This window comes from Microbacterium jepli, from assembly GCF_047237905.1.
In the GTDB taxonomy this organism is placed as follows: domain Bacteria; phylum Actinomycetota; class Actinomycetes; order Actinomycetales; family Microbacteriaceae; genus Microbacterium.
The window spans coordinates 1,219,272-1,240,504 of sequence record NZ_JBDFLW010000005.1; the positions used below are offsets into that span (position 1 = coordinate 1,219,272).

Consider the following 21,233-nt stretch of genomic DNA (forward strand, 5'->3'; position numbering starts at 1 on the left):
TTGTAGCGAATAACGACGACGGGCAGTCCTACACGAAGACGCTGGAAGTGTGCACCCACATGCTCGGTAAGCACCGCCGGTTCATAAACATGCGCGAGCGCCGCTGTAAGTGCAACGAGTGCGTTCTATCCCCGAGAAGCTTGAGCACCTCACCAACGCAGCAACCTATCCTGCCTACCGCGCGCATTCGACTCAACTCGTCGGAATCTTCGCGCACGAAGCGGTAGGCGCGACCAAACGAGGAGGTACTGCGCGCTAGCGCTCACACCAGTATCCGCAGCACCGCCGGGCGTCCACTCCGTCGCACTGACGAATCGACGAGCGGGCGCTTTGCCCGAGACGGCTGTCACCCATCTCGCGACGGGTGCCCGGGTGGGACCCCTAATAGTCGTGCGGGTTGAGTGGCACGAGTTCTCGCGCTGACGCTCGTGAGCGATCCGCTGCTAGCTTTGAGCAGTGCCGGGTGAGTCTCGGCCGGCCGATAAATGCATGCGATTGTGCTAAACCGACACCTACCGGCTCGGTGGAACAAGCTTCCCGCTCGCACCAACGCCATCTACGAGCGCGAGTTCAGGACGGTGCGCGTCAGCGTGGTTCTTCGATGGCCGCACCACAAGCGGCAGCGTCCAAGGTGCTCTCGGAAGAAGAGATCGGGAGGCGGCTGACGATATGAGTTGCTATGGCCCGCAATAGCGCGCCACGGCCGCTGTGGCGCCGCCGAGCGACGCACCGCCTACTCCTACTGCATCTCAGCGCACGAAGTGGCGGGATGAATGAGTTGGCTCGCCAACCGCGACCCGTCACATCATCACCTTCGCCACTAGTCTATGAAGGCCAAGTCAGGGGGGACGCCATTGGGAACGACGCTCAAGCCGTTGACCGAATATGACTTCGGGGCCGACGTCGCTGAACATGATTTGAATCTCGAGCGATACTTCTTGCGCAACCCTGCGTTTAGCGCCGTTGTGACGGACGAATCCGACCTAGTTCTCGGAGCCAAAGGCACCGGCAAGAGCGCAATTGCGCTTTACCTCGCGAACCCGGACACGGCGATTGCCGAACTGGGCGACTGCCTCTTGATCCCAGCGTTCAACCTGCGCGGCAGCACTCTGTTTCGTCGTCTGATCGACTCCAGCCACGAAGACCTGGACGAGTCGGCGTTCCGCGATGTATTTCTCGCCTACATCGGAGGTTTGGCCGCTAACACCCTGCTCGCGACCTTCGCGGACGCCGATGAGAGGGCCCCGCTCGAGGAGGCGCTGAACCGCGTGGGGCTAAACGTTCTCCCGGCCGATGCGACCGCCAAGAACGTTTGGAGGACCGTCCTCAGCCGCTTCCGGCCCCGGTTGGAGGCGGGGGTCGACCCGATGGGATCCCCGACGCTCGCGATCATTCCTGATGTCGCCGCTCCTCAACTGCCAGGTGAGGAATATGACGTGTCGTATGACGCGCTAGAGGAATTGCTCGACCGCGTCTACGCCTTTCTCGAGAACGTGGATCAGCGTTGCTGGATTCTGTTTGACCGACTAGACGAGGCATTCTCTGACTCACCCGATTTGGAAATCCCGGCGCTTCGTGGTCTGCTGCGCGCGCAGCTAGACGCCGGCAGCCTAGGCGCGCGCCTGCGAGTGAAGTCTTTCCTCCGCCTGGATGTGTTCGATCGCATCACCAAAGATCGCGGTTTCGTAAACGCGACTCACCTTCGGACGATGCGCATCGTATGGCGTAGTGAGTCGATCTTTGAGTTGATCGCCCTCCGCCTGAGCCAGGGCCTCGAGTCGGACCTGCCGTACGCCGACCTGACCGACGTCGCCAACGCGAAACGTCTCTGTCAGGCACTTCTCCCCGCCTATATGGACGGCGTACGATCTCTGGTCTGGCTTCTACTTGTCACGGTCGACGCGACGCGCGAGTACAACCCTCGAAACCTCCTCACACTTCTTCGCCGGGCTCGTCTAGAGCAGCTCGAGATTGAGCGGCGAGGTAGCAAGGGTAAACAGGCCGTTGGCCATGATCTCAGCCACCGTGCCTTGAGCGCCGGATTCAATCACCTTTCGTCGTCGCGACTCGAGGACACGGTATTTGCGGAGAGCCCCATCGCTCGCAGCTACGTCGAACGGCTGCGCGGCAGACGGACCGCCTTCACTCGTGAGGCGCTCGCCGATGCACTTGACCTTGCATCTGAGGATCTTGATGCCGCCATTCATACCCTCCGTTACGTCGGATTTCTCCGCCTCGCCGAGGGTGAATACGTGATTCCCGCATTGTTTCGTCCCGCCATGTTTGTCTCTGTGCACGGCGTCGAGTCGAAGCTCGGTACGGTTCCAGCATCTTCCGACCAAGCGACGCATGAGGAATCGAAGCGCGTGGACTTAGCTGGAACGACGATGACGCTACGAAACGAGCGCCAAGCCCAGCCGCTCACTGAGATCGTCTCGCCAGACCTGGAAGAGAAGCGCACGCGAAAGCGGAACCGCAATCGGCAGACACGTACGGGGCGAGATGAGTTTGTTCCAAGCGGCCAGCGCTCCGAAATCTCGAACGAACTCGATCATCAAGAGCGCCTGTACGAGGAGCTTGGGGATGTCGAGGAGCAGGAAGTCCAGCAAACCTCCCTTTCGAAGGATATTGGCGAGCGAAATTTCCAAGCCGTCGCGCGCGCCGCGCGCCGTCGTGCGGAGGAAGGTGACTTCCTCGCCGGTCTGCAACTTCTTGAGCCTCACATCAATGATGGGCGGGCTCGCCGACTTACAGCACGACTTGCATTCGCGTCAGGTGACTCCGCCGTGATGCTAACAACCGCCGAGAGCGTCGCTCAGTCGATGGAGTGGGCCGCAGACGACCAGGGGGCCTTGGCGGCACTGTTTTTCGGCCTCGAGGAGATCCCGACGGCGATCGAGAAGATTCGGAAGGTGAACCCTTCTGAAGCTACTCGTTTCGAACGGGCACTTATCTCCACCATCGGATTCGACTCCGTTCGTGAACTAGATTTCTGGTCTGCGACCGTCCGCGCAATAGATCTGGCGCCGTCCGGCTCTGCACGCTCGGTCGTGCAAGCAGACTGGTCGTTGATCGCAGCCTCAAGGGCGATGGCGATGTGGCGATACTTCTGGGTCAATCCAAGCGGTAACGTCATGTCGATCCGCGCAATCATCGAACGGATCTGGCCGACTGTTCCTCTCCAGCAGGCGCTTGTGGGGAGAGCTTTGAGGTATCTCAAGCGATACAGCGTCGACGGATCCAGCACACCGCCATATTTTTACGCCTACCAAACTGCCTCAGTTGTCATCACGATGGAGACCCTCGGGGCTCTACCGACTGACCTGCGAGACAGAGTGATAGTGACTGCCGCGAAAGACTTGTCCGCCCTGACCGAGCAGCATCAGCTCAAGTTTGCGGAGTGGGTGCCGTATAACGAGTTCTTTGCGGACGTAGTTTCCCGCGCGGGAACGCGACTTCCATTTACAAAGCCTAACGATCGTTTGGGTGTCGAGGACGCACTGTCGATAGGAAGAGAAGTGGCCCGCGTGATCAGCCTCCTCGGGACTGGTAGCCCTAAGCGCCTTCTTCTTTCGCGGGTAGGCGACTTCTTGGTGAGACCACCGGGAGCTCTTGACTACAGAGCCCTCGGGTATCGATCGTTCCTCGACCTGACGACGGCTGTCGCGGACCGAACCCATTTGTTCCGTGTTCATCAAGAGATTGGTGGGCATCCGTACGTGGTCGCTGCGTAGCAGGTCAAGTCAAGCAGCGCACCCATCCGAGCGCGAAGAGCAAAGTGCCGGCAGTACAGCCAAATGCTCTGCGGGATGGTGGATCTCAACGCGGTCGGCGTTAGAGGTGCTAGACGCAGACGTGATCAAGTAAATGCTCGGCGATCGCGACCTCGACGTGCGCGCCGCAACGAAGTCAGACGTCGACGCCGAATGCACGCAATAGCGGGACGCGGGGGATCATCCGGCGCTGGGCCAAGCTGGACCGTGGGAATGGTCCCGTTCTCGATGCCGAGCTTGATCGTGCGGTAGTCCACGCCGACGAGTTCCGCGGCGTCCTTCATTGTCAGTGCGAGTGAGGCGGATGAGGTGCTCATGACATTCTCCTTCGGTGGGCAACTAATGACATCACTTGCTCACGCACAGTACACCCCTGGATGACCGATGTCATTGCTTGCTCAACGTAGGACGAACTGGCACACTCGCAGCATGCCCAAACTCGCCATCGAACAGGTCGACGCGGAGATGATCGATGCCGGGGACGGCGTTCACATTCCACGCACGTGGGGCGCGGTCGTAACGGGCCTGCCCGAGATTCCGGGCGCGATCCGTGCGCGCATCGTGTACGACCAGACACTGCGGCGCGCGGTGGCTCAATCGGTTCAAGTCGACCGCAGCGGCGTGGGAGATGAGGTGACCACAACGCTGCTGCGCGATATCCGTGTGCAGGTGATGGTGAAGTGGGCCGCCATGCGCGTCGTCCGCATCGCCCGTGATGGCGGAGACCCCGAATCGTATGGCGACTACATCAGGCGCCTGCGCGCGGAGGAAGGGCGCTCCGAAGAGCAGAACCTGCACGAAGCGGTCACGCTATACCGACTCGCGTCGGTGATCAATGACGGCCCGCTCAAGCTCGTCTCCGAAGAGCTAGGTGTCAGTGTCAGCACGGCGACACGGATGATGAATCGTGCTCGGGTCGCCGGTCTTGTGGACGAGGAGACCGGTCGCGAGGGGGGCTTGACCCCTGATCTTGGACACGCTGATTCCAGCACGATGCTGGGGAAGCGAGAATCTGAGGGATGGCAAGGAAGAACTACACGGACGAGTTCCGGCAGCGTGCGGTGGATTTGTACGAGTCCACGCCGGGCGCGACGCTGAAAGCGATCGCGGCCGATTTGGGGATCTCCCGTGGTGCGTTGAAGGAATGGGTCGACAAGCTCGGATCCGGGACCGCTGCGGCCGGTTCGGTGTCGCCGCCGGTGTCGGTGCGGTCGGAGTCGCAGGCGGCGAGGATCATCCGGTTGGAAGCCGAGTTAGCGGTCTCGAGAGCGGAGCAGGTCAAGCTCGAGACGGAGCGGGACATCCTCCGTCAGGCGGCGAAGTATTTCGCTGCGGAGACGAACTGGTGAACCGCTTCCAGTTCGTCGAGGACCACAAGGACGCCTACGGCGTGAAGCGGTTGTGTGAGGTCATCGAGATCGCGAGGTCGTCGTTCTACGCGTGGCTGGCCGCAGCCCCGGGACGGGCCGCGCGAGCCGCGGACGACGCCCGGTTGGCGGCACGGATCCGGGTGCTGCAGGACCCCGCGCAGGGTGGTGACCGCGCCTACGGGGCACCGAGGATCACTGCCGACCTCAACGACGGCGTCCCCGCCGCCGGGCGGGTGAATCATAAGCGGGTCGCTCGGGTGATGCGGGAACACGCGCTCGCGGGGATCCGACTGCGCCGCCGGGTGAAGACCACGATCCCGGACCAGTCCGGACGGAAGTTCCTCGACCTGATCGGGCGGGACTTCAGCACCGGGGAGCCGAACCGCAGGTATGTCGGCGATATCACCTACCTCCCCATCGCGGACGGCAGCAACCTGTATCTGGCGACCTGCATCGACCTCGGGTCGCGCAAGCTCGCCGGCTGGCAGGTCGCCGACCACATGCGCACCGAACTCGTCGAAGGCGCTCTCCGCGGCGCGCAGCGCGACCGCGGATCGCTGGCCGGCGCAGTGTTCCACAGCGACCACGGCTCGGTCTACGCGTCGAAAGCCTACGCAGCACTCTGCGAGCAGCTCAAGGTGACCCAGTCCATGGGCGCGGTGGGCACGAGCGCCGACAACTCGCTGGCCGAGAGCTTCAACGCCGCGCTCAAACGCGAGCTCCTCCAAGGCGCGTCGGCGTTCCCCGATCAAGCCACCGCCTACCGGGCCGTGTTCCGGTGGACGAACCGATACAACACGCGCCGACGCCACTCCGCGATCGGCCAGATCACCCCGAACAGCTACGAGAACACCTACGCGGCCGCGAGATCAGCTACCCTCACGGAAGCGGCATAACCGAAATGACACCGTGTCCACGATCCGGGGTCAAGGCCCAGGTCTACATCCAAGCCCGGGAGCAGCAACTACGCGAGCAGGCCACGGGACCTGTCGTCGGCCCGGGGTCATCGGGCCCGTCGGTCGGCCGCTGAGTACCAAATTTCGCCCGCTCGTCGCGCCGTGCTGACGTCGGAGCGGACGCGCCGCAATCTCTGGTATTTTGTGCACTTCTGGCCGCTCATCGTCCTTGTGCTGGTCAATGTGCTCAGAATTTTCGGCGTTCACGGATGCGGGCAAAAACCGGTCTCCCGAATGCTCGATCTAGCCCCGGAAACACGCGGATGTTTTGCCCGCAATTTGCCGCATTCCGTCTGTAGCTCGGTGTTTTCACATGTCCGGCAATGTGGTCGGACTCTTGAAAACCCGCGTAATTCCGCGGAAGTTGCTGCTACGTGCGCCTCGATGCGGCTCGCGAAAACGCGCATTTTCGGATTCGAGTCCCTCCAGGGTTCACGTCTTCTGTGCGCTGTTCGTTGGGGCCAATCAAAAGGTTGCGAACAGTCGCGTGACTTCTGGCCCACACCGGAATAACCTCGGTGACATTGAGGACCTGGGGAGGACTCGTGGGGGAATTTCTATCTCGTGAAGGAGCGGGCGGCGTGGGGCGTTCGCTCGCCCCCGTCAGCAGTACCGAGATGAGCAGGATTCGGCATCCGCCACGTCGGAGAACTGCCGCGATCGCGGCAACGCTCTTCGTAGCCGCCGCCCTCGTGGTTGGTTGTTCTGCTGGTGCAGGCAGTGCCACCTCTGCTGAACCCGCGAAGTTCGCGGACGCGGGATCGGCGGCAACTCGCGCTGCCACCATAGAGCCCTCGGCTACGCCGACCCCGGTCACCACCACACGTGAGGAGACCGTGACGGAAGCCATCGGCTTCGCGCAGACGACTGTCGAGGACGCGAACCTGCAAAGAGGGCTGACCGCAGTTTCGGTGACTGGACAGGATGGACAACGTGCCCTCACTTACCTGGTCACCCTCGTTGACGGAATAGAAACGAATCGTGAACTGACGGCTGACGTGGTGGCAGTGGTTCCTGTCGACGAAGTCATCTCGGTGGGCGTCTACGACCCGCCACCTCCGCCACCGCCTGCGACCTCTGATTGCGACCCGAACTACGCCGATGCGTGTGTCCCAATTGCGAGTGACGTCGACTGCGCAGGGGGCAGTGGCAACGGACCCGCGTACCTCGACGGAACTGCTCGAGTGGTCGGCTCGGACATCTATGGGCTTGATCGCGACGGTGACGGTCTGGCTTGCGAGTAATCGACGTCAGCTCGACCGACCGCCGATAGCGGGGAGCTCGTCAACCCGTCGGATCCGCGAAGAGTGCTTCTCTTCAAATGACGTCGGCGACGGACCCGCGGGAGATGAACTCCGCGGCGAGCAACTCAGCATCGACTTCGCGCGCTCCCGCGAGCAGCCGCACCAGCTTCCGCCCCGCGGCCAGCCCGACGTCGTAGATCGGCTGTGAGACGACCGACAGGGGAGGGGCGACGAGTTCGGTCCAGGGGAAGTCGTCGAACATCACGAAGGACAGATCGCGGGGGAGTTCGACGCCGCGCGAGCGGAGCACCCGCAGCATGTCGAGCGCGATCACGCTGTCGGAGGCGATGATTGCGGTGGGCGGCTGGGGGAGCGCGAGCAGCTCGTCGACGATCGCGGTGACCGCCGGCATGCCGATGGCGCCGAAGCGCACCAGCAGGGATTCGTCGGCCACATCAGACGCCGCGAACGCTGCATGAATACCGGCGAGACGATCGGTCACCGACGACACGGCGAGCGGCTCCCCCGGGGTCCACGCCCCGTTCGAAGCGAGGGCGGTGACGAAGGCGATGCGACGGTGACCTGCCGCCAGCAGGGAGGCCGCAGCATCCTGAGCGGCAACGGCGATGTCGACGCCGACGGAAGGCACATCGAGGCCGTCGATGTGGCGGTCGAGAAGCACCATCGGGCGGCCCGAGGCGTGAACGTCGTGTAAATGATCTGTTTCGAAGGACGACGCCGGGGCGACGATCACACCGTCGACGCGCTTGTCGAGAAGCACGCGGACGGCATCGATCTCGGCCTCCACGTTCTCCGAGGTGTTGATGAGGATGACGTCGTATCCCGCGGCCTTCGCCGCGTCGGAGATGCCGCGCATTGCGAGGCCGAAATAGCCGTTCTCGATATCGCCCACGATGACGCCGATGGTCTTGGATTTCCCCGTATTCATGCTGCGGGCGAGTTCGTTCGGACGGTATTCCAGACGCTCGGCGGCGGCGGCCACGCGATCGCGGACAGCCTCGCTGACGGCGCCGTATCCGCCCAGCGCGCGCGCCGCCGTCGCTTTGCCCACACCGGCCTCGCGGGCCACGTCGCTCACGGTGACTTCACGCCTGCGATTCGCCAACTCGCTCATCGAGCTCCATTCCATTCGTGTGAACAGTCTCTTGACACCTTCTCGCATTGCGGGGTAGCTTCCTACCTCAAGCAGGTGAGACCGGTCTCAATCTACTGATTTGAGACCGGACCCACCACCCCCGAGCACCACTCAATCGAACGGACAGCTGTGAAGAAACGCCTCATTCCCATCGCGGCCGCCATGGCAGCGGCAGTGCTCGCCCTCTCCGCCTGCAGCGGCGGAGCCGGAGCATCGTCGTCCGCCGGCAGTGAAGACAACCCGTACGGCCTGATCACCCCCGGCCAGATCCGCGTCGCCAGCGTCGGCGACATCAAGCCCTACGCGTTCACCGACGCGAACGGCGAGTTCAGCGGCTTCGACATCGAGCTCTTCAAGGACGTCGCCGCCCGTGAGGGCATCGACGACGTCGTGTTCACCGGACAAGACTTCTCGGGCCTCCTCGCAGCCGTGGCCAACGGTCAGTACGACGTGGGCGTGGCGGCGATCGGCATCACCGACGACCGGAAGAAGACCGTCGACTTCAGCGACGGCTACCTCGCCGGCTACCTGACGATCCTCAGCACGCCCGACAGCGACGTGACCTCGAGCGATGACCTCGCCGGCAAGCGCCTCGGCGTCGTACAGGGCACGCTGCAGGAGACGTACGCCGTCAAGAACTTCCCCGACGCCGACCTCGTGCGCTTCCCCGACAACAACGCCGCGATCGCCGCGCTGAACAACGGCACGATCGCCGCGCACTTCCTCGACTACGAGTCGACCCGCGAGTACAAGGAGCAGTACGGCCTCGTCTCGGTCGAAGACATCCCGTCCTTCGACGCTCCGGCCGGCTTCGCCGTCGCCAAGGGCAACGACGCGCTCCGCGAGGCGCTCAACGATGGTCTCGCCGCCGCGATGGAAGACGGCACCTGGAAGGAGCTCTACCAGAAGTGGTTCCCGGGCTCGCCGATGCCCGACCAGTACCTGCCCTCCAGCGAGCGCACAGCCTCGCCCACCCCGTCGTCCTGACACCGTCCGGGTGAGGGCGCTGTCGCCGCGGCATCCGCCCTCACCCACCCCCACTGACCCGAGAGGCGACCCATGGACTGGCTCGACCAACTCAAGAACACCTTCCTCAACTTCGACGCGATGGTGGCGGTGTTCCCCCAGCTGCTGGGCACCGGGCTCGTCAACACCCTCGTGATCTCGGCGGCCGCCACCGTGATCGGCATCGTGCTCGGCATGATCGTCGCGGTCATGGGCATCTCGCCCTCGCGCTGGGTGCGGACGCCGGCCCGGGTGTACACCGACATCTTCCGCGGGCTCCCCGCCATCCTCACGATCCTGCTCATCGGGCAGGGCTTCGCCCGGCTGAGCCAGGACATCTTCGGCCCGTCGCCCTACCCGCTCGGCATCCTCGCGCTGAGCCTCATCGCCTCCGCGTACATCGGCGAGATCTTCCGCGCCGGCATCCAGAGCGTCGACCGCGGACAGCTCGAAGCGTGCCGCGCGCTCGGGCTCAGCTACGGCAAGGCGATGCGCCTCGTCGTCATCCCACAGGGCATCCGTCGCGTGCTGCCGGCTCTCGTGAATCAGTTCATTGCCATCGTGAAGGACTCGAGCCTCGTCTACTTCCTCGGTCTACTCGTCAGTGAACGCGAGCTGTTCCGCGTCGGACAGGACGCCGCCGTCCTGACCGGCAACCTCTCGCCGCTCGTGCTGGCCGGCCTCTTCTACCTCGTCATCACCGTCCCGCTCACGCACCTCGTGAACTACTTCGACGACCGGTTCCGCACCGGGCGCCGCAAGGCGACGCCTCCCAAGAGCGGCCTCGACGAGGTCGACGAAGTCACCCCCATCCCCGTCACCCTCGGGAGCAACACATGACCTACACCTCACCCATGCCCGTCGTCGACGGCCGCCTCTACGAGGGCTCGAGCCTCGAGCTCCGAGACCTCACCATGGCCTACGGCCCGGTGGACGTGCTCCGCGGCGTCAGCCTGACCGTCGCCCCGGGCACCACGACCTGTGTGATCGGGCCGTCGGGATCCGGCAAGTCGACCATGCTGCGCGGCATCAACCGCCTGCACGAGCCCAAGAGCGGCGACGTGCTCATCCACGGAGAGAGCGCGCTGAAGGTGAAGCCCGACGTGCTGCGCTCGCGGATCGGCCTCGTCTTCCAGCACTTCAACCTCTTCCCCGATCACACGGCGCTCGAGAACGTGGCGCTGGCCCTGCGCAACGTGAAGCGGATGTCGAAGGGCGAGTCGCGGCGCATCGCGCACCAGCGTCTCGCGGAGGTCGGGCTCGCCGAGCGCACCGACCACCGGCCCCGCGACCTGTCGGGCGGCCAGCAGCAGCGCGTCGCGATCGCCCGCGCCCTCGCGATGGAGCCCGAGGTCATGCTCTTCGACGAGGTGACCAGCGCGCTCGACCCCGAGCTCGTCAAGGGCGTGCTCAACCTGCTCGCCGGCCTCGGTCAGCGCGGCATGACGATGCTCGTCGTCACGCACGAGATGAAGTTCGCCCGGCGCGCGGCCGATCAGGTCGTGTTCATGGACGAGGGGAAGATCGTCGAGGTCGGCACGCCGGAGCAGATCTTCGACGCCCCGAAGAGCGAGCGCCTGCAGCGGTTCCTGTCGGAGGTGCTGTGAGCGTCATCCGCACGGGGCTCATCGGCTTCGGTTCGTCGGGACGGGTCTTCCACGCCCCGTTCTTGGCCGCCGATCCCGCGTACTCCCTCGACGTCATCGTGACGGCGGATGCCGGGCGGTCCGGCGAGGCCAGGGCTTTATACCCGGATGCTGCGACCGTGGCATCCGTCGATGATCTCTTCACCGGCGACCTCGACCTGGTGGTCATCGGATCCCCGCCCGCAACCCACCACGAGCTGGCGACCCGGGCGATCGAAGCCGGAATCGCCGTGGTCGTGGACAAGCCGTTCGCGCCCACGGCAGCCGAGGCGCGCGATCTTATCGATCGCGCGACAGCGGCCGGCGTTCCCCTGACGGTCTTCCAGAACCGGCGGTGGGACGGCGACTTCCTCGCCCTGCGCGGCCTCCTGGCCGACGGCGCGCTCGGCGAGGTGCGCCGCTTCGAGTCGCGCTTCGAGTGGTTCAAGCCCGTCGAGGCCAAGGCGTGGAAGATTGTCGGCCCCGGCAGCGGCATGCTGTTCGACCTCGGCACCCACCTCATCGACCAGGCGCTGCAGCTGTTCGGGCCGGTTGAGAGCCACTACGCCGAGCTGGACGTGCGACGCGACGGGGGCGGGAGTGAAGACGACGTCTTCGTCGCGCTGCGCCACGACTCGGGTGTCACCTCGCACCTGTGGATGAACGCGCTGGCTCCGCTGAACGGTCCGCGCTACCACGTGCTCGGCTCGTCCGCCGGATGGACGAGTCACGGTCTCGACCCGCAGGAGGCCTCGCTGAAGGGCGGCGCGTCGCCGGCTGACGCGGGCTTCGGCGGGGGAGCGCGCCCCGGCATCCTCGGCACGACGGGCGAGACCCGCGAAATCCCCCTGCTGCCCGGCGACTATGCCGCCTTCTACCGGCAGCTGGCCGACACCCTGCGGGGCGACGGCGAGCTGCCCGTCGACCCGCGAGACGCGCTGGCCGTGCTCGAGCTCATCGAGCGCCTCCGCGCCCACTGACCCGTTTCGTCCCATAGAAAGCACAGCCATGCCTGAAACACCCTCATCCGCACCGGCCGTCGTCGTCATCGGCGCGGGCGTGCTCGGCGTCTCCACCGCCACCCGCCTCGCCCAGGGCGGCGCGCGGGTCACACTCGTCACCGAGTCGACCGTCTCCTCCGGCGCCAGCGGCCGCTCGCTGTCGTGGCTCAACTCCGCAGGATTCCGCAGTCCCGCCTACCACGCACTGCGCGTCGCGGGCATCGACCGCTACCGCACACTGCTGGCCCGCACCCCCGAAACGGCGCGGTTCCTCCGCTTCGACGGCGGGCTCACCTGGGCCAAGCCCGGCAAGTCCCACCAGGAGCGGTTCGCGTACGAGCACAGCCTCGGGTACGACAGCGTCTGGCTCGCCCCCGACGAGATCTCCGCATGGACCCCCGGCGTCGACCCCGCATCCGTGCACGAGGAAGGCGCGATCTTCAACCCGGGTGAAGGCTGGGTCGACCTGCCGCTCCTCGTGACGGAGCTGCTGACGGCGTTCGCCGCCGCAGGCGGCACCCTGGTCGAGAACGCCGGCCACACCACGGTGGAGGTCGACGGCGGCCGCGCCGTCGGCGCGCGCACCGAGGGCGGCGAGCTCCTGCCCGCCGACCGCGTCGTGCTGGCCACCGGGCCGTGGGTGCCGCGCGACCTCGCCGGACTCGGCATCGAGCTGCCCGAGCAGACGCCGATCTCCGTGCTCGTCAGCACGAAGCCGATTGACGTCGAGCTGAAGGCCGTGCTGAACACGCCGCGCGTGGCGATCCGCCCCACGCCCTTCGGCACGCTCGTGCTCGACTCCGGCTGGTCGGAGCGCGAGGTCGTGCGCCATGACGACGGCACCTGGGAGGTGCGCGACGAGACCGTCGCCCAGCTGCTGCGCGAGGCGTCGGCCGTGCTGGCCGGTAACCCCGAACTCGAGCTCGACACCGTGGGCGCCGGCCCCAAGCCCATCCCGGGTGATGGAGAGCCCGTCATCGGCGCCGTGCACGACATCCCCGGACTGCACGTCATCTTCACCCACAGCGGCGCCACGCTCGGCCTCATCACCGGCGAGCTCGTCGCTCGGGAGATCCTCACCGGAACGCCCAGCCCGCTGCTGGCCGACTTCAACGCCGCACGCTTCGCTCCGGTGCCCGCGTGAGGCCGCTGCCCCTCGCCGACCCGCGCATCGTCGCCGTCGGCGACAACGTCGTGGACTGCTACACCGCAGACGGCGTGATGTACCCGGGCGGCAACTGCGTCAACGTGTCTGTGTACGCGGCGCGTGAGGGTGTCGAGACCTCCTACATCGGAGCCGTGGCGGAGGATACGGCGGGTGATCTGCTGCGGTCGGCCCTGCGTGCGGAGAACGTCGACACCACCCGGCTGCGCGTCGAGGACGGTTCGACGGCGTACTGCCGCATCGGACTCGTCGACGGCGACCGCGTCTTCCTGAACTCGGGGAAGGGCGTCTCGCTCTTCACCCCGTCGGAGGCCGACCTCGACTTCATCGCCGGGTACGACGCGCTGCACGTCGGCGACTCGAGCTTCCTGGATGCCCACGTGCCCGACTTCGCGCGGCGCACGAGGGTGTCGTACGACTTCTCGATCCGCACGCAGCCGGAGTTCTGGCATCCGCTCGTCTCGCACTGCTTCCTCGCGACGTTCTCGGGCGGCGACCTCGACGAGGCGCAGGTCGACGAGCTCATCGCCGGCGCGCTCGCCGGCGGAGCGACGTGGGTGCTCGTGACCCGGGGTTCGCGCGGTGCGGTGCTGACCGACGGCGCGCAGCGCGCGTCGAGCACACCGGTGCCCACCCAGGTCGTGGACACACTCGGCGCAGGGGACACCCTCACCGCCCGCGTGCTGATCGGGCTGCTGCGCGGGGAGGATCTCGGCACACTCATGGCCGCAGCATCCGCCTCCGCAGCCGTCACCTGCACGCAGTTCGGCGCCTTCGGCTACGGCGCGCCGATCGACATCACAGAGACCTCGCCGAGAACCGATGACCTACTCACAGAAGGAGAACTCCGTTGACTGACGGCACTTACCTCGGCCCCGGACCCGTTGCCGAGATCCCCGGCGACATCGTCCCCTCGATGCGCCACGCGCTCGACCAGTGGGAGGCGATCGCCGACCACATCGACGCGCTGCCCGCGATCGACCGCGTCTTCCTGGTGGGTGCCGGCGGCTCGCTGTTCGGCGTGCAGGCGGCGCAGTTCGTGCTCGACACCTCCGCGCAGACGCCGGCCGTGTCGTTCAACTCCGACGAGTTCTTCTACCGCGCACCCGCGTCGGTGAAGCCGGGCGCGCTCGTGATCGTGCTGTCGGGCACGGGGGAGACCCCCGAGACCGTGCAGGCCGGTCGGTGGGCGCAGGAGCGCGGCGCGGCGGTCGTCGGCGTGACGCTGAAGGCCGAGGGACCGCTCGCCCAGGCGCTCGACACCGCGTTCGTCGCGCAGACCGGTCAAGGCACGCAGCTGCTGCTGCAGCTGCTCGCGCTCGCGGTGCTCCGTCGCGAGGACGCCGACGTGTCGGCGCGGCTGGCGGCCCTGCGCGCGCTGCCCGAGGCGCTGCTCGCCGACGTGACGGCATTCGAGCCGCGTGCGGCGGAGCTGGCGCAGGAGATGAAGGATGCTGCGGTCACCCCGCTGCTCACCTCGGGCTCGCTGACGGGCCCGGCGCAGACGTTCACCAGCTGCTATCTCGAGGAGATGCAGTGGATGCACGCCGTGACCATCAACGCCGACGAATTCTTCCAGGGCCCCTTCGAGGTCTTCGACAAGGAGACGAAGTCGATCGTCTTCTTGCCGGAGGACACCACGCGACCCATGGGGGAGCGCGCTCTCGCGTTCCTCGAGGGCTACAGCGGACCGACGTTCGTCATCGACTCGCGCGACTTCGCGCTCGACGGCATCGCCGCTGAGCAGCGCGCGTACGTCGCGCCGCTGGTCTACGCGACACTCGTCTCGCGACTGGCGGCGCACTGGGCTGCGGCGCGCGGCTTCGCGCTCGAGGGCCGCCGGTACATGTGGCAGTTCGCGTACTGAGCTGGTGATGTGCTGCCCGGGAACGCCGTTGAAGCGGCGTTCCCGGGTGGTCGATAGTCTGCGCTGATGAGCTCGGCGCAGCATCGACCCCTTCCGATCGGCATCTGGCTGCTGATCGGGGTCGGCGGCGGCGTGGTCGGGCTCCTGCCGTGGCTCATCACCGGGGCACGGCTGCCGCTGCAGAACCTGGCTGCGGATCAGACCACGACGGAGACACCCTTCGCGCTCCTGCCGCTCAGCCAGTACTACCTGACCACCATCGTCGCGCTGCTCGTCGTCGGTGGGGCGGCGACCGGCATCGCCGTGCGCGCGCTGCATCGTCGTCGCCGACCCTTCGCAGTGATGGCGGCGGTGGGCGGACTGCTGCTGGTCCAGCTGATCGCCGCCGTGCAGGCTGCAACGGTTACGAACGACCTCCTCCGGCAGACGGCGCAGAGTCGCCTCTACCTCGCGGCGGTGCTGGCAGTGGTCGTCGTGTCGCTGCTGATGAGCCTGCTCGTCGTGCTGTTGGTCTCGCTCTCGCCGAGGCCGGGCGCGACGATCGCCCTCGCGATGGCGGCGATCGTCGCACCGAGCTGGCTGGGCGTCATGTTCGAAGAGGTACTCCTCCTCGGTCCGCCGGGCGTGGTCGACGTCATCCTGTTCGTCCTGCGCTGGCTGCCGGCGGTGCTCGTCGGGTGCGCGATCGCGTGGTGCGGCTTCCGCACGGTGGGCCGTGCGATCGCAGTCGTCGTCAGCCTCGCCGCGCTGTGGATCGGGCCGGCCTTCTTCACCGGGGTGTCGAACGCGGCAGGGATGAGAGTGATGGCGGCCTATCCCGCGGAGATGGCCGAGTTCGGCATCCAAGTCTTCTTATCGGCGCTGACCGCCCTGGAGATCGTCTTCCCCCCGATCATCGTCGCGGCGGTCATCGGGGTGGCGGGTGCGCTTCTACTCGACGCGAGAAGAAGGCGAGCCGCGGCGATCGCGGAGCCGGCGTGAGCGACGGTCAGGTGTTGGCGGCGAAGTCGGCGTCGGTCCAGACGCGGGCGACGCGGATGCCTCCGGGGACGACGGCTTCGGGGAAGCGCGCCGCGATGGCGGCGGCGCGGGCCTCGTCCGCGACATCCACCAGGTAGTAGCCCGACACGGAGTCGGCGACCGTGGGCGCTTTGGCTTCGGTGACGACGGGCTTGCCGTTGCGTCCGCGGACGACGATCTTCTGCGCGTCGGTGTCGAGCGCCTTCGAATCGACGAGCTCGCCTGAGGCGTTGAGGTCGGCCTCGACGTCCCAGTAGACCTGGAACGCCGCGGCCTTGTCCTCGTCGCTCATGCCCTCGAAGAGTTCGACGATGGCGGGACCGTTGTGGATGAGGATGACGTACTTCACGGGTGCCTCCTGGGTGGTTCGTTCGTTTCGACTCGCTGCGCTCGCTCAACGAGCGGGAGCTGCGCTCGCTCAACGAGCGGGGGCGTGCGCTCGCTCGACGAGCGAGGGGAGCTCGCTTACGGCCGAGGCGCGAGGGGTCGATGACGAATACGAAACAGGATGCTGCGGGCGAGGTGCAACCCCCGTTCGCGATCGGTGCGGGCGCGCCTACCGTCGGGCCGGTGAAGAGAGCTGCGGAAGTCATGTTGACCGGTCTCGAGGCGCCGGAGGGGCCGGTGTGCCTGGCGCCGGGCGACGTCGTGTTCGCGGAGCAGATTGCCGGGCAGGTCACGCGGTTCACCGCCGATGGCCCGGCGATCGTCGCGAGGGGCGCTGGGTCGTTCAACGCGCTGGCGCTCGGATCCGACGGCCTTCTCTACGCCGCGCAGAACGGGGGAGTCGTCGACGAGTGGCGCTCCGCGACGCCGGCCGCGCCGTCCGTGCAGCGCGTAAGCCTCGACGGGCGCGTCGAGACGCTGGCGACCGCGGCCAACGGCCTCACACTGCGCGCGCCGAACGACCTCGCCTTCGGACCCGACGGCGCGCTGTACGTCACCGACCCGGCCGAGCCGTTCGACGCCGAGAACGCGCGGGCGACCGCACGCGTGTACGCCTTCGACGCCAACGGCGGCCGCGCGGTCATCACCGCAGAGTCGACGTACACCAACGGCATCGCCTTCCTCGGCGACGGTCGGCTGTGCTGGATCGAGTCGTACGCGCGGCTCATCCGCGTGCGCGAGGAGGACGGCCACGCGCGGACGCTGGCGACGTTGCCCGAAAGACAGACCCCCGACGGCATGGCCGTGGCGGAGGACGGGCGCCTCTTCGTCGCGTCCGTGACGTCGGGCGAGATCGCCGTGCTCGGCCCCGACGGCGAGCTCTTCGAGGTCATCCCGCTCGACGACCGCGCCAATCCGACCAACCTCTGCTTCGACGGCAGCGCACTGTGGGTGACCGACATGGGTGCGGATCACACGCCCGGCGCGGGGGACGGGCGGCTCTGGCGGGTCGAGACGGATGCCACCGGGCTTGCGCTGCACCGCGGATCGCTGGCTTAGCCGACGCTTTGCTGGGTCTTGCTGCTAGCGGGCAGCGGTGACGGCGCGGGCGAGAGCCTCTACGACGTTTTTGACCACCCCGGTACCGTTGCCCATCTTCTCAAGTGCGATCGGCACCTCTTTAGTCCAAGAGAAGGGAAGTGCGCTGACGGTCCGGCGGGCCTTCGCGAGCGCAGACAAGCAAATTCCCCCGGAGATGGTGTTCCCGGCACCGTCGAGAAAGGCAGAGACTGCGGGAGCGGTAGCGCTCACCTCCCCTTTGGGGATGGCGCCGTACACGCCGATAGCGCACTTGTTGAGCGCTGTACGCCATGCGGACTTGGCAAAGAGCGCTTCAGTCGATGTGACTATGCCGAGCTCGATCGCTTGCTCCGAGATCGTCTTGGCAGCCAGGTCGATTCCGTACCAGCCGAGCGTCAATTCGGTGTCGGCTGTCCAGAGCGAAGACGCGAACCCCGTGAATACTTTCAGTTGGTCTCCAGGGCCCAAGAGGTAGTCGGGCCGGCTGAGAAGAGGGATCGTGGAGGTCAAGGCCCGAGTTTGTGCCGAGTTCGTGACCGCGGCTGTCACACGAGTGGTTCCAGCATCCACGCGCCAGACCGTCGTGGTCGGATTGACGATCACGTAGACCGGCGGTCCGTTGAGCAATGGCATGTTCAACGTGCAGACGACGAGTTCGGTCTCTATGCCGAAAGCGATGAGGTGGTCGGGGCCGTCCCACCCGGTCTCACATGTCGCCATCGACGGCCCGAGCGCCGGCGCCGGCGCCGACGCCGGCGAGGCCGCGGCCGTCGCTGGCATGGTCGAGGTGAGCGCTACGGTCACGACAATCGCGAGCACGATGCCTGACCGACCAGCCAGTATCCGCATGCCTCTGGTGCCCATAATCGTTCCCCTTTTCGCGAACCATACTCCCGTGCGTGGTAAAGACGGAAGTGGTCCAGTCTCGGCGGAACCTGCGAGGCCATCCGTGAGAACGATCCACACGCAGTAGACGAGGCCGCGTAAGGCGATCGAGGCGAGTTCGTCGGTTTCAGCGCCTCGCACCGGCGACGCCGCGCTCTGCCAGAGTGGCGACGTGAAACTGTATTCGGACTTCGCTCCGCGGCGCACCCGGCAGGTCATCGCCGACGTCGTCGCCATCGCGCTCATCCTGGCGTGGGTCTGGCTCGGCGCGACCGTGTACGGCGCGATCCGCAGCCTCGAGGCGTTCGGGCAGCAGATGCAGGACGCGGGCGCCGGATTCCGCGCAAACATGGACGATCTCGGCGACCGGCTGGGCTCGGTGCCGCTGCTGGGGTCGGGCATCCGTGCGCCGTTCGACGGCGCGTCGAGCGCCGGTTCCGCACTCGAGGCCGCGGGCGTCAGCCAGCAGCAGCTCACGCAGCAGCTCGCCACCACCGTCGGTGTGGGGGTGGCGCTGGTGCCGATCCTCGTGATCCTCGCGGCGTGGCTGATCCCGCGGCTGCGCTTCGCGATCCGCGCCGGGCGCACGCGGACGCTCGTACGCACCGGTGTCGGCCTCGACCTCCTCGCGCTGCGCGCCCTGTCGAACCAGAAGCTGCGGGCGATCTCGGCCATCAGCCCCGACGCGCTCGGCGCCTGGCAGCGGCGCGACCCCGTCGTCGTGAAGCGGCTCGCGGCGCTGGAGCTGCAGTCGTCCGGCATCCGTATCCTGGACTAGGGGCCGGGTCTTTTGCCGGAGTTCGGAGGACGGCGCGAAGGTCGGAGGCGACGGGGCCGCAGCATCCGAACTTCGCGCGATTCTCCGAACCTCGTCGGCACCTCCTCGACGGGGGCCGGTGCGAGCCCGGTGCACCAGCCGCGGCATCCACGAGTAAGCGGCGACGTCCGCGGGCGCCGCTCAATCGATGCAGAACATTTACCCACCTGTGTACCGGGCCGCCGAATACTGGGCTCATGCGATCCCGGCTCGCCACCCTCGCCCTCGTCAGCGCCACACTCCTCCTTGCCGGGTGCACCGCGTCGCCGCCTCCGGCGCCGGAGACCCCGTCCGCCTCCGCCGCGCCCGACGTGCCTGCCGAGGCGATCGACGACTCCTTCACGCCGCTCGTGGCGCAGGTGCTCAGCGAGCCGCGCGGCGTGCCGAGCACCGATGGTCGCGTGCATGTCGCCTACGAGCTGCACCTGAGCAACATGACGAGCCAATCGGCGACGATCCAGCGCATCGACGTCCGCGACCAGAACGACGACTCCGTCGAGACGCTCGACGGCGATGAGATCGACTCGTGGGTGCGCATTCTCGGGGCGTCGTCGCCCGGGCGCACTGTGGGTCCGGGGCAGGGTGCGCTCGTGTGGCTCGACGTCGTCGTCGATTCGATGGACGAGCTGCCCACGACCCTCAGCCATGACGTCACGTTCGACTTCAGCCCCGGAGCTCCGCCGATCATCCCCGAGCAGATGACGGAGCGCCTGGCCGTGACACCCGTCGATCCGGCGCCGGCGGTCGTCATCGGGCCTCCACTGAAGGGCGCCGGCTGGTTCAACGGCAACAGCTGCTGCACCGTGACGCCGCACCGCGCGGCGATCAACCCGATCAACGGATCGCTGTACGCGCCAGAGCGGTACGCGATCGACTACGTGCGACTGGACAGCTCCGGCTCCTTCCTCGACGGTCCGAACGACGAGCTGAGCAGCTACCCCTACTTCGGCTCCGAGATCATCGCGGTCGGTGACGGGCCGATCGTGTCCATGCGGTTCGACCTCCCCGAGCAGAAGCCGGGCGCCGACCCGACCGGTCTCACGCTCGACGAGTACGGCGGCAACCACATCGTGCAGTCCCTCGGCAACGGCGTCTACGCCTTCTACGCGCACCTGCAGACGGGCAACCCGACCGGCGTCGAGGTCGGTCAGCAGCTCAAGAAGGGCGAGACGATCTCGCTGCTCGGCAACACGGGCAACACCGACTCGCCGCACCTGCACTTCCACCTGATGGACTCGCCGAGCCCGCTGGGCTCGAACGGCATCCCGTTCGTCATCGAGTCGTTCGACCTCACGGGCACCGTGCCCGCGGACGAGCTCGCGACGCGGATCGCTGCCGGCGGCCCATTCACGCTCGACTCCGCCGACGCGGGGGAGCGCACCGACCAGTACCCGCTCTGGTTGACGGTCTCCGACTACCCGGAGTGAGTCAGGCTCGCGCCGCGGCGGCCGGTGCGAACCCGGTTCCCCAGCGCAGCATCCAGGAATCGGCGTCGTCGAGCTTCTGGAAGCCGAACTGCGCGTACAGGCCGTGGGCGTCTTCGGTGAAGAGGGCGGTGCGCTTGAGGCCGAGGGGCTCGAGGTCGTCGATGATGCCCTGCATGATGCGCTTGCCCACGCCGCGTCCGCGGGCGGCCGGGTCGACGAACACGTCGGCGATCCAGGCGAAGGTCGCACCGTCGGTGATGGCCCGGGCGTAGGCGAGCTGCTCGCCGGTGCCCGCGTCGAAGACGCCGTAGTTGCGGGAGCCGGACATCGCCGCCTCGTGCTTCTCCCGCGTGCGGCCGCGGGCCCAGTACGACTCCTCCGACAGCCACCGCAGCACGCGGTCGACGTCGATGCGGTCCGGATCGGCGGAGAACTCGAGCTCGTCGGTCATGCAT

The 21,233-nt window shown here is 66.7% G+C and carries 20 protein-coding genes; 15 read left to right on the forward strand and 5 right to left on the reverse strand.

From position 1 onward, the window contains the following. Positions 1–875 precede the first annotated feature (875 nt). A complete protein-coding gene (locus tag ABC304_RS09950) occupies positions 876–3,734 on the forward strand; it encodes a P-loop ATPase, Sll1717 family (protein WP_412930449.1) in 2,859 nt (952 codons plus the stop codon). A 125-nt stretch (positions 3,735–3,859) separates the two neighbouring features. Here ABC304_RS09950 and ABC304_RS09955 read toward each other — a convergent pair whose 3' ends face one another. Continuing rightward, complete coding sequence (locus ABC304_RS09955; protein ID WP_412930450.1) at positions 3,860–4,090, reverse strand: MerR family transcriptional regulator; 231 nt, start codon at positions 4,088–4,090, stop codon at positions 3,860–3,862. A gap of 112 nt (positions 4,091–4,202) precedes the next feature. Here ABC304_RS09955 and ABC304_RS09960 point away from each other — a divergent pair, with 112 nt between their 5' ends. The 3 genes from ABC304_RS09960 (at position 4,203) to ABC304_RS09970 (ending at position 7,343) form a co-directional block, all read left to right on the forward strand. Beyond that, positions 4,203–4,871 (forward strand): hypothetical protein, encoded by a 669-nt coding sequence (locus ABC304_RS09960; RefSeq protein WP_412930451.1) that lies wholly within the window; start codon positions 4,203–4,205, stop codon positions 4,869–4,871. Next, a protein-coding gene (locus tag ABC304_RS09965; RefSeq protein ID WP_143003672.1) for an IS3 family transposase occupies positions 4,793–6,039 on the forward strand; the annotation gives its coding sequence in 2 pieces (ribosomal slippage) (positions 4,793–5,105 and positions 5,105–6,039; 1,248 coding nt in all). Before ABC304_RS09960 ends, ABC304_RS09965 begins: the two co-directional genes overlap by 79 nt. Positions 6,040–6,884: 845 nt before the next feature. Further along, positions 6,885–7,343: a G5 domain-containing protein gene (locus ABC304_RS09970; RefSeq protein ID WP_412932897.1), complete on the forward strand. Its 459-nt coding sequence runs from the start codon at positions 6,885–6,887 to the stop codon at positions 7,341–7,343. A 73-nt stretch (positions 7,344–7,416) separates the two neighbouring features. Here the strand turns inward: ABC304_RS09970 and ABC304_RS09975 are convergent, their stop codons facing one another. Beyond that, positions 7,417–8,442 (reverse strand): LacI family DNA-binding transcriptional regulator, encoded by a 1,026-nt coding sequence (locus tag ABC304_RS09975; protein WP_412930452.1) that lies wholly within the window; start codon positions 8,440–8,442, stop codon positions 7,417–7,419. A 219-nt stretch (positions 8,443–8,661) separates the two neighbouring features. On the opposite strand from ABC304_RS09975, the gene ABC304_RS09980 reads away from it, so the two are divergent. The 8 genes from ABC304_RS09980 (at position 8,662) to ABC304_RS10015 (ending at position 16,143) form a co-directional block, all read left to right on the forward strand. After that, positions 8,662–9,486 (forward strand): ABC transporter substrate-binding protein, encoded by an 825-nt coding sequence (locus ABC304_RS09980; RefSeq protein WP_412930453.1) that lies wholly within the window; start codon positions 8,662–8,664, stop codon positions 9,484–9,486. A gap of 72 nt (positions 9,487–9,558) precedes the next feature. After that, complete coding sequence (locus ABC304_RS09985; RefSeq protein WP_412930454.1) at positions 9,559–10,344, forward strand: amino acid ABC transporter permease; 786 nt, start codon at positions 9,559–9,561, stop codon at positions 10,342–10,344. Next, on the forward strand, positions 10,341–11,111 hold the full coding sequence (locus tag ABC304_RS09990; protein ID WP_412930455.1) for an amino acid ABC transporter ATP-binding protein: 771 nt from the start codon (positions 10,341–10,343) through the stop codon (positions 11,109–11,111). The genes ABC304_RS09985 and ABC304_RS09990 overlap by 4 nt, the downstream gene beginning before the upstream one ends. Further along, positions 11,108–12,109 carry a Gfo/Idh/MocA family protein gene (locus tag ABC304_RS09995; protein WP_412930456.1) on the forward strand — a complete coding sequence of 334 codons (1,002 nt, stop codon included), beginning with the start codon at positions 11,108–11,110 and terminating at the stop codon, positions 12,107–12,109. The genes ABC304_RS09990 and ABC304_RS09995 overlap by 4 nt, the downstream gene beginning before the upstream one ends. A 28-nt stretch (positions 12,110–12,137) precedes the next feature. Continuing rightward, positions 12,138–13,274, forward strand: coding sequence for an NAD(P)/FAD-dependent oxidoreductase (locus ABC304_RS10000; protein WP_412930457.1), 1,137 nt, complete (start codon positions 12,138–12,140; stop codon positions 13,272–13,274). Then, positions 13,271–14,149, forward strand: a complete 879-nt coding sequence (locus tag ABC304_RS10005; RefSeq protein ID WP_412930458.1) for a PfkB family carbohydrate kinase — start codon at positions 13,271–13,273, stop codon at positions 14,147–14,149. Before ABC304_RS10000 ends, ABC304_RS10005 begins: the two co-directional genes overlap by 4 nt. Next, positions 14,146–15,162 (forward strand): SIS domain-containing protein, encoded by a 1,017-nt coding sequence (locus tag ABC304_RS10010; protein ID WP_412930459.1) that lies wholly within the window; start codon positions 14,146–14,148, stop codon positions 15,160–15,162. Before ABC304_RS10005 ends, ABC304_RS10010 begins: the two co-directional genes overlap by 4 nt. Positions 15,163–15,228: 66 nt before the next feature. Continuing rightward, complete coding sequence (locus ABC304_RS10015; protein ID WP_412930460.1) at positions 15,229–16,143, forward strand: hypothetical protein; 915 nt, start codon at positions 15,229–15,231, stop codon at positions 16,141–16,143. Between the two features lie 7 nt (positions 16,144–16,150). Here ABC304_RS10015 and ABC304_RS10020 read toward each other — a convergent pair whose 3' ends face one another. Further along, positions 16,151–16,531 carry a YciI family protein gene (locus tag ABC304_RS10020; protein WP_412930461.1) on the reverse strand — a complete coding sequence of 127 codons (381 nt, stop codon included), beginning with the start codon at positions 16,529–16,531 and terminating at the stop codon, positions 16,151–16,153. Between the two features lie 221 nt (positions 16,532–16,752). Between ABC304_RS10020 and ABC304_RS10025 the strand changes: the two genes are divergently transcribed. Next, entirely contained in the window at positions 16,753–17,628 is an 876-nt protein-coding gene (locus tag ABC304_RS10025; RefSeq protein ID WP_412930462.1) for an SMP-30/gluconolactonase/LRE family protein, read from the forward strand. Between the two features lie 24 nt (positions 17,629–17,652). Here the strand turns inward: ABC304_RS10025 and ABC304_RS10030 are convergent, their stop codons facing one another. Beyond that, complete coding sequence (locus tag ABC304_RS10030) at positions 17,653–18,513, reverse strand: hypothetical protein (RefSeq protein ID WP_412930463.1); 861 nt, start codon at positions 18,511–18,513, stop codon at positions 17,653–17,655. A 193-nt stretch (positions 18,514–18,706) separates the two neighbouring features. Here ABC304_RS10030 and ABC304_RS10035 point away from each other — a divergent pair, with 193 nt between their 5' ends. Both ABC304_RS10035 and ABC304_RS10040 read left to right on the forward strand, forming a co-directional pair. Continuing rightward, on the forward strand, positions 18,707–19,312 hold the full coding sequence (locus ABC304_RS10035) for a hypothetical protein (protein WP_412930464.1): 606 nt from the start codon (positions 18,707–18,709) through the stop codon (positions 19,310–19,312). Positions 19,313–19,548: 236 nt separating this feature from the next. Beyond that, complete coding sequence (locus ABC304_RS10040) at positions 19,549–20,778, forward strand: peptidoglycan DD-metalloendopeptidase family protein (RefSeq protein WP_412930465.1); 1,230 nt, start codon at positions 19,549–19,551, stop codon at positions 20,776–20,778. Between the two features lies 1 nt (position 20,779). On the opposite strand, the gene ABC304_RS10045 is transcribed toward ABC304_RS10040, so the two are convergent. Next, the gene (locus ABC304_RS10045) at positions 20,780–21,229 is read right to left on the reverse strand and encodes a GNAT family N-acetyltransferase (protein ID WP_412930466.1); all 450 of its coding nucleotides are present in this window, start codon (positions 21,227–21,229) and stop codon (positions 20,780–20,782) included. Between the last annotated feature and the right edge of the window lie 4 nt (positions 21,230–21,233).

Coding starts and splice junctions, on each gene's coding strand:
- ABC304_RS09955 (WP_412930450.1), bottom strand. CDS start 4,090: ATGAGCACCTCATCCGCCTCACTCGCACTGACAATGAAGGACGCCGCG.
- ABC304_RS09960 (WP_412930451.1), top strand. CDS start 4,203: ATGCCCAAACTCGCCATCGAACAGGTCGACGCGGAGATGATCGATGCC.
- ABC304_RS09980 (WP_412930453.1), top strand. CDS start 8,662: ATGGCAGCGGCAGTGCTCGCCCTCTCCGCCTGCAGCGGCGGAGCCGGA.
- ABC304_RS09985 (WP_412930454.1), top strand. CDS start 9,559: ATGGACTGGCTCGACCAACTCAAGAACACCTTCCTCAACTTCGACGCG.
- ABC304_RS09990 (WP_412930455.1), top strand. CDS start 10,341: ATGACCTACACCTCACCCATGCCCGTCGTCGACGGCCGCCTCTACGAG.
- ABC304_RS10000 (WP_412930457.1), top strand. CDS start 12,138: ATGCCTGAAACACCCTCATCCGCACCGGCCGTCGTCGTCATCGGCGCG.
- ABC304_RS10015 (WP_412930460.1), top strand. CDS start 15,229: ATGAGCTCGGCGCAGCATCGACCCCTTCCGATCGGCATCTGGCTGCTG.
- ABC304_RS10030 (WP_412930463.1), bottom strand. CDS start 18,513: ATGGGCACCAGAGGCATGCGGATACTGGCTGGTCGGTCAGGCATCGTG.
- ABC304_RS10040 (WP_412930465.1), top strand. CDS start 19,549: ATGCGATCCCGGCTCGCCACCCTCGCCCTCGTCAGCGCCACACTCCTC.
- ABC304_RS10045 (WP_412930466.1), bottom strand. CDS start 21,229: ATGACCGACGAGCTCGAGTTCTCCGCCGATCCGGACCGCATCGACGTC.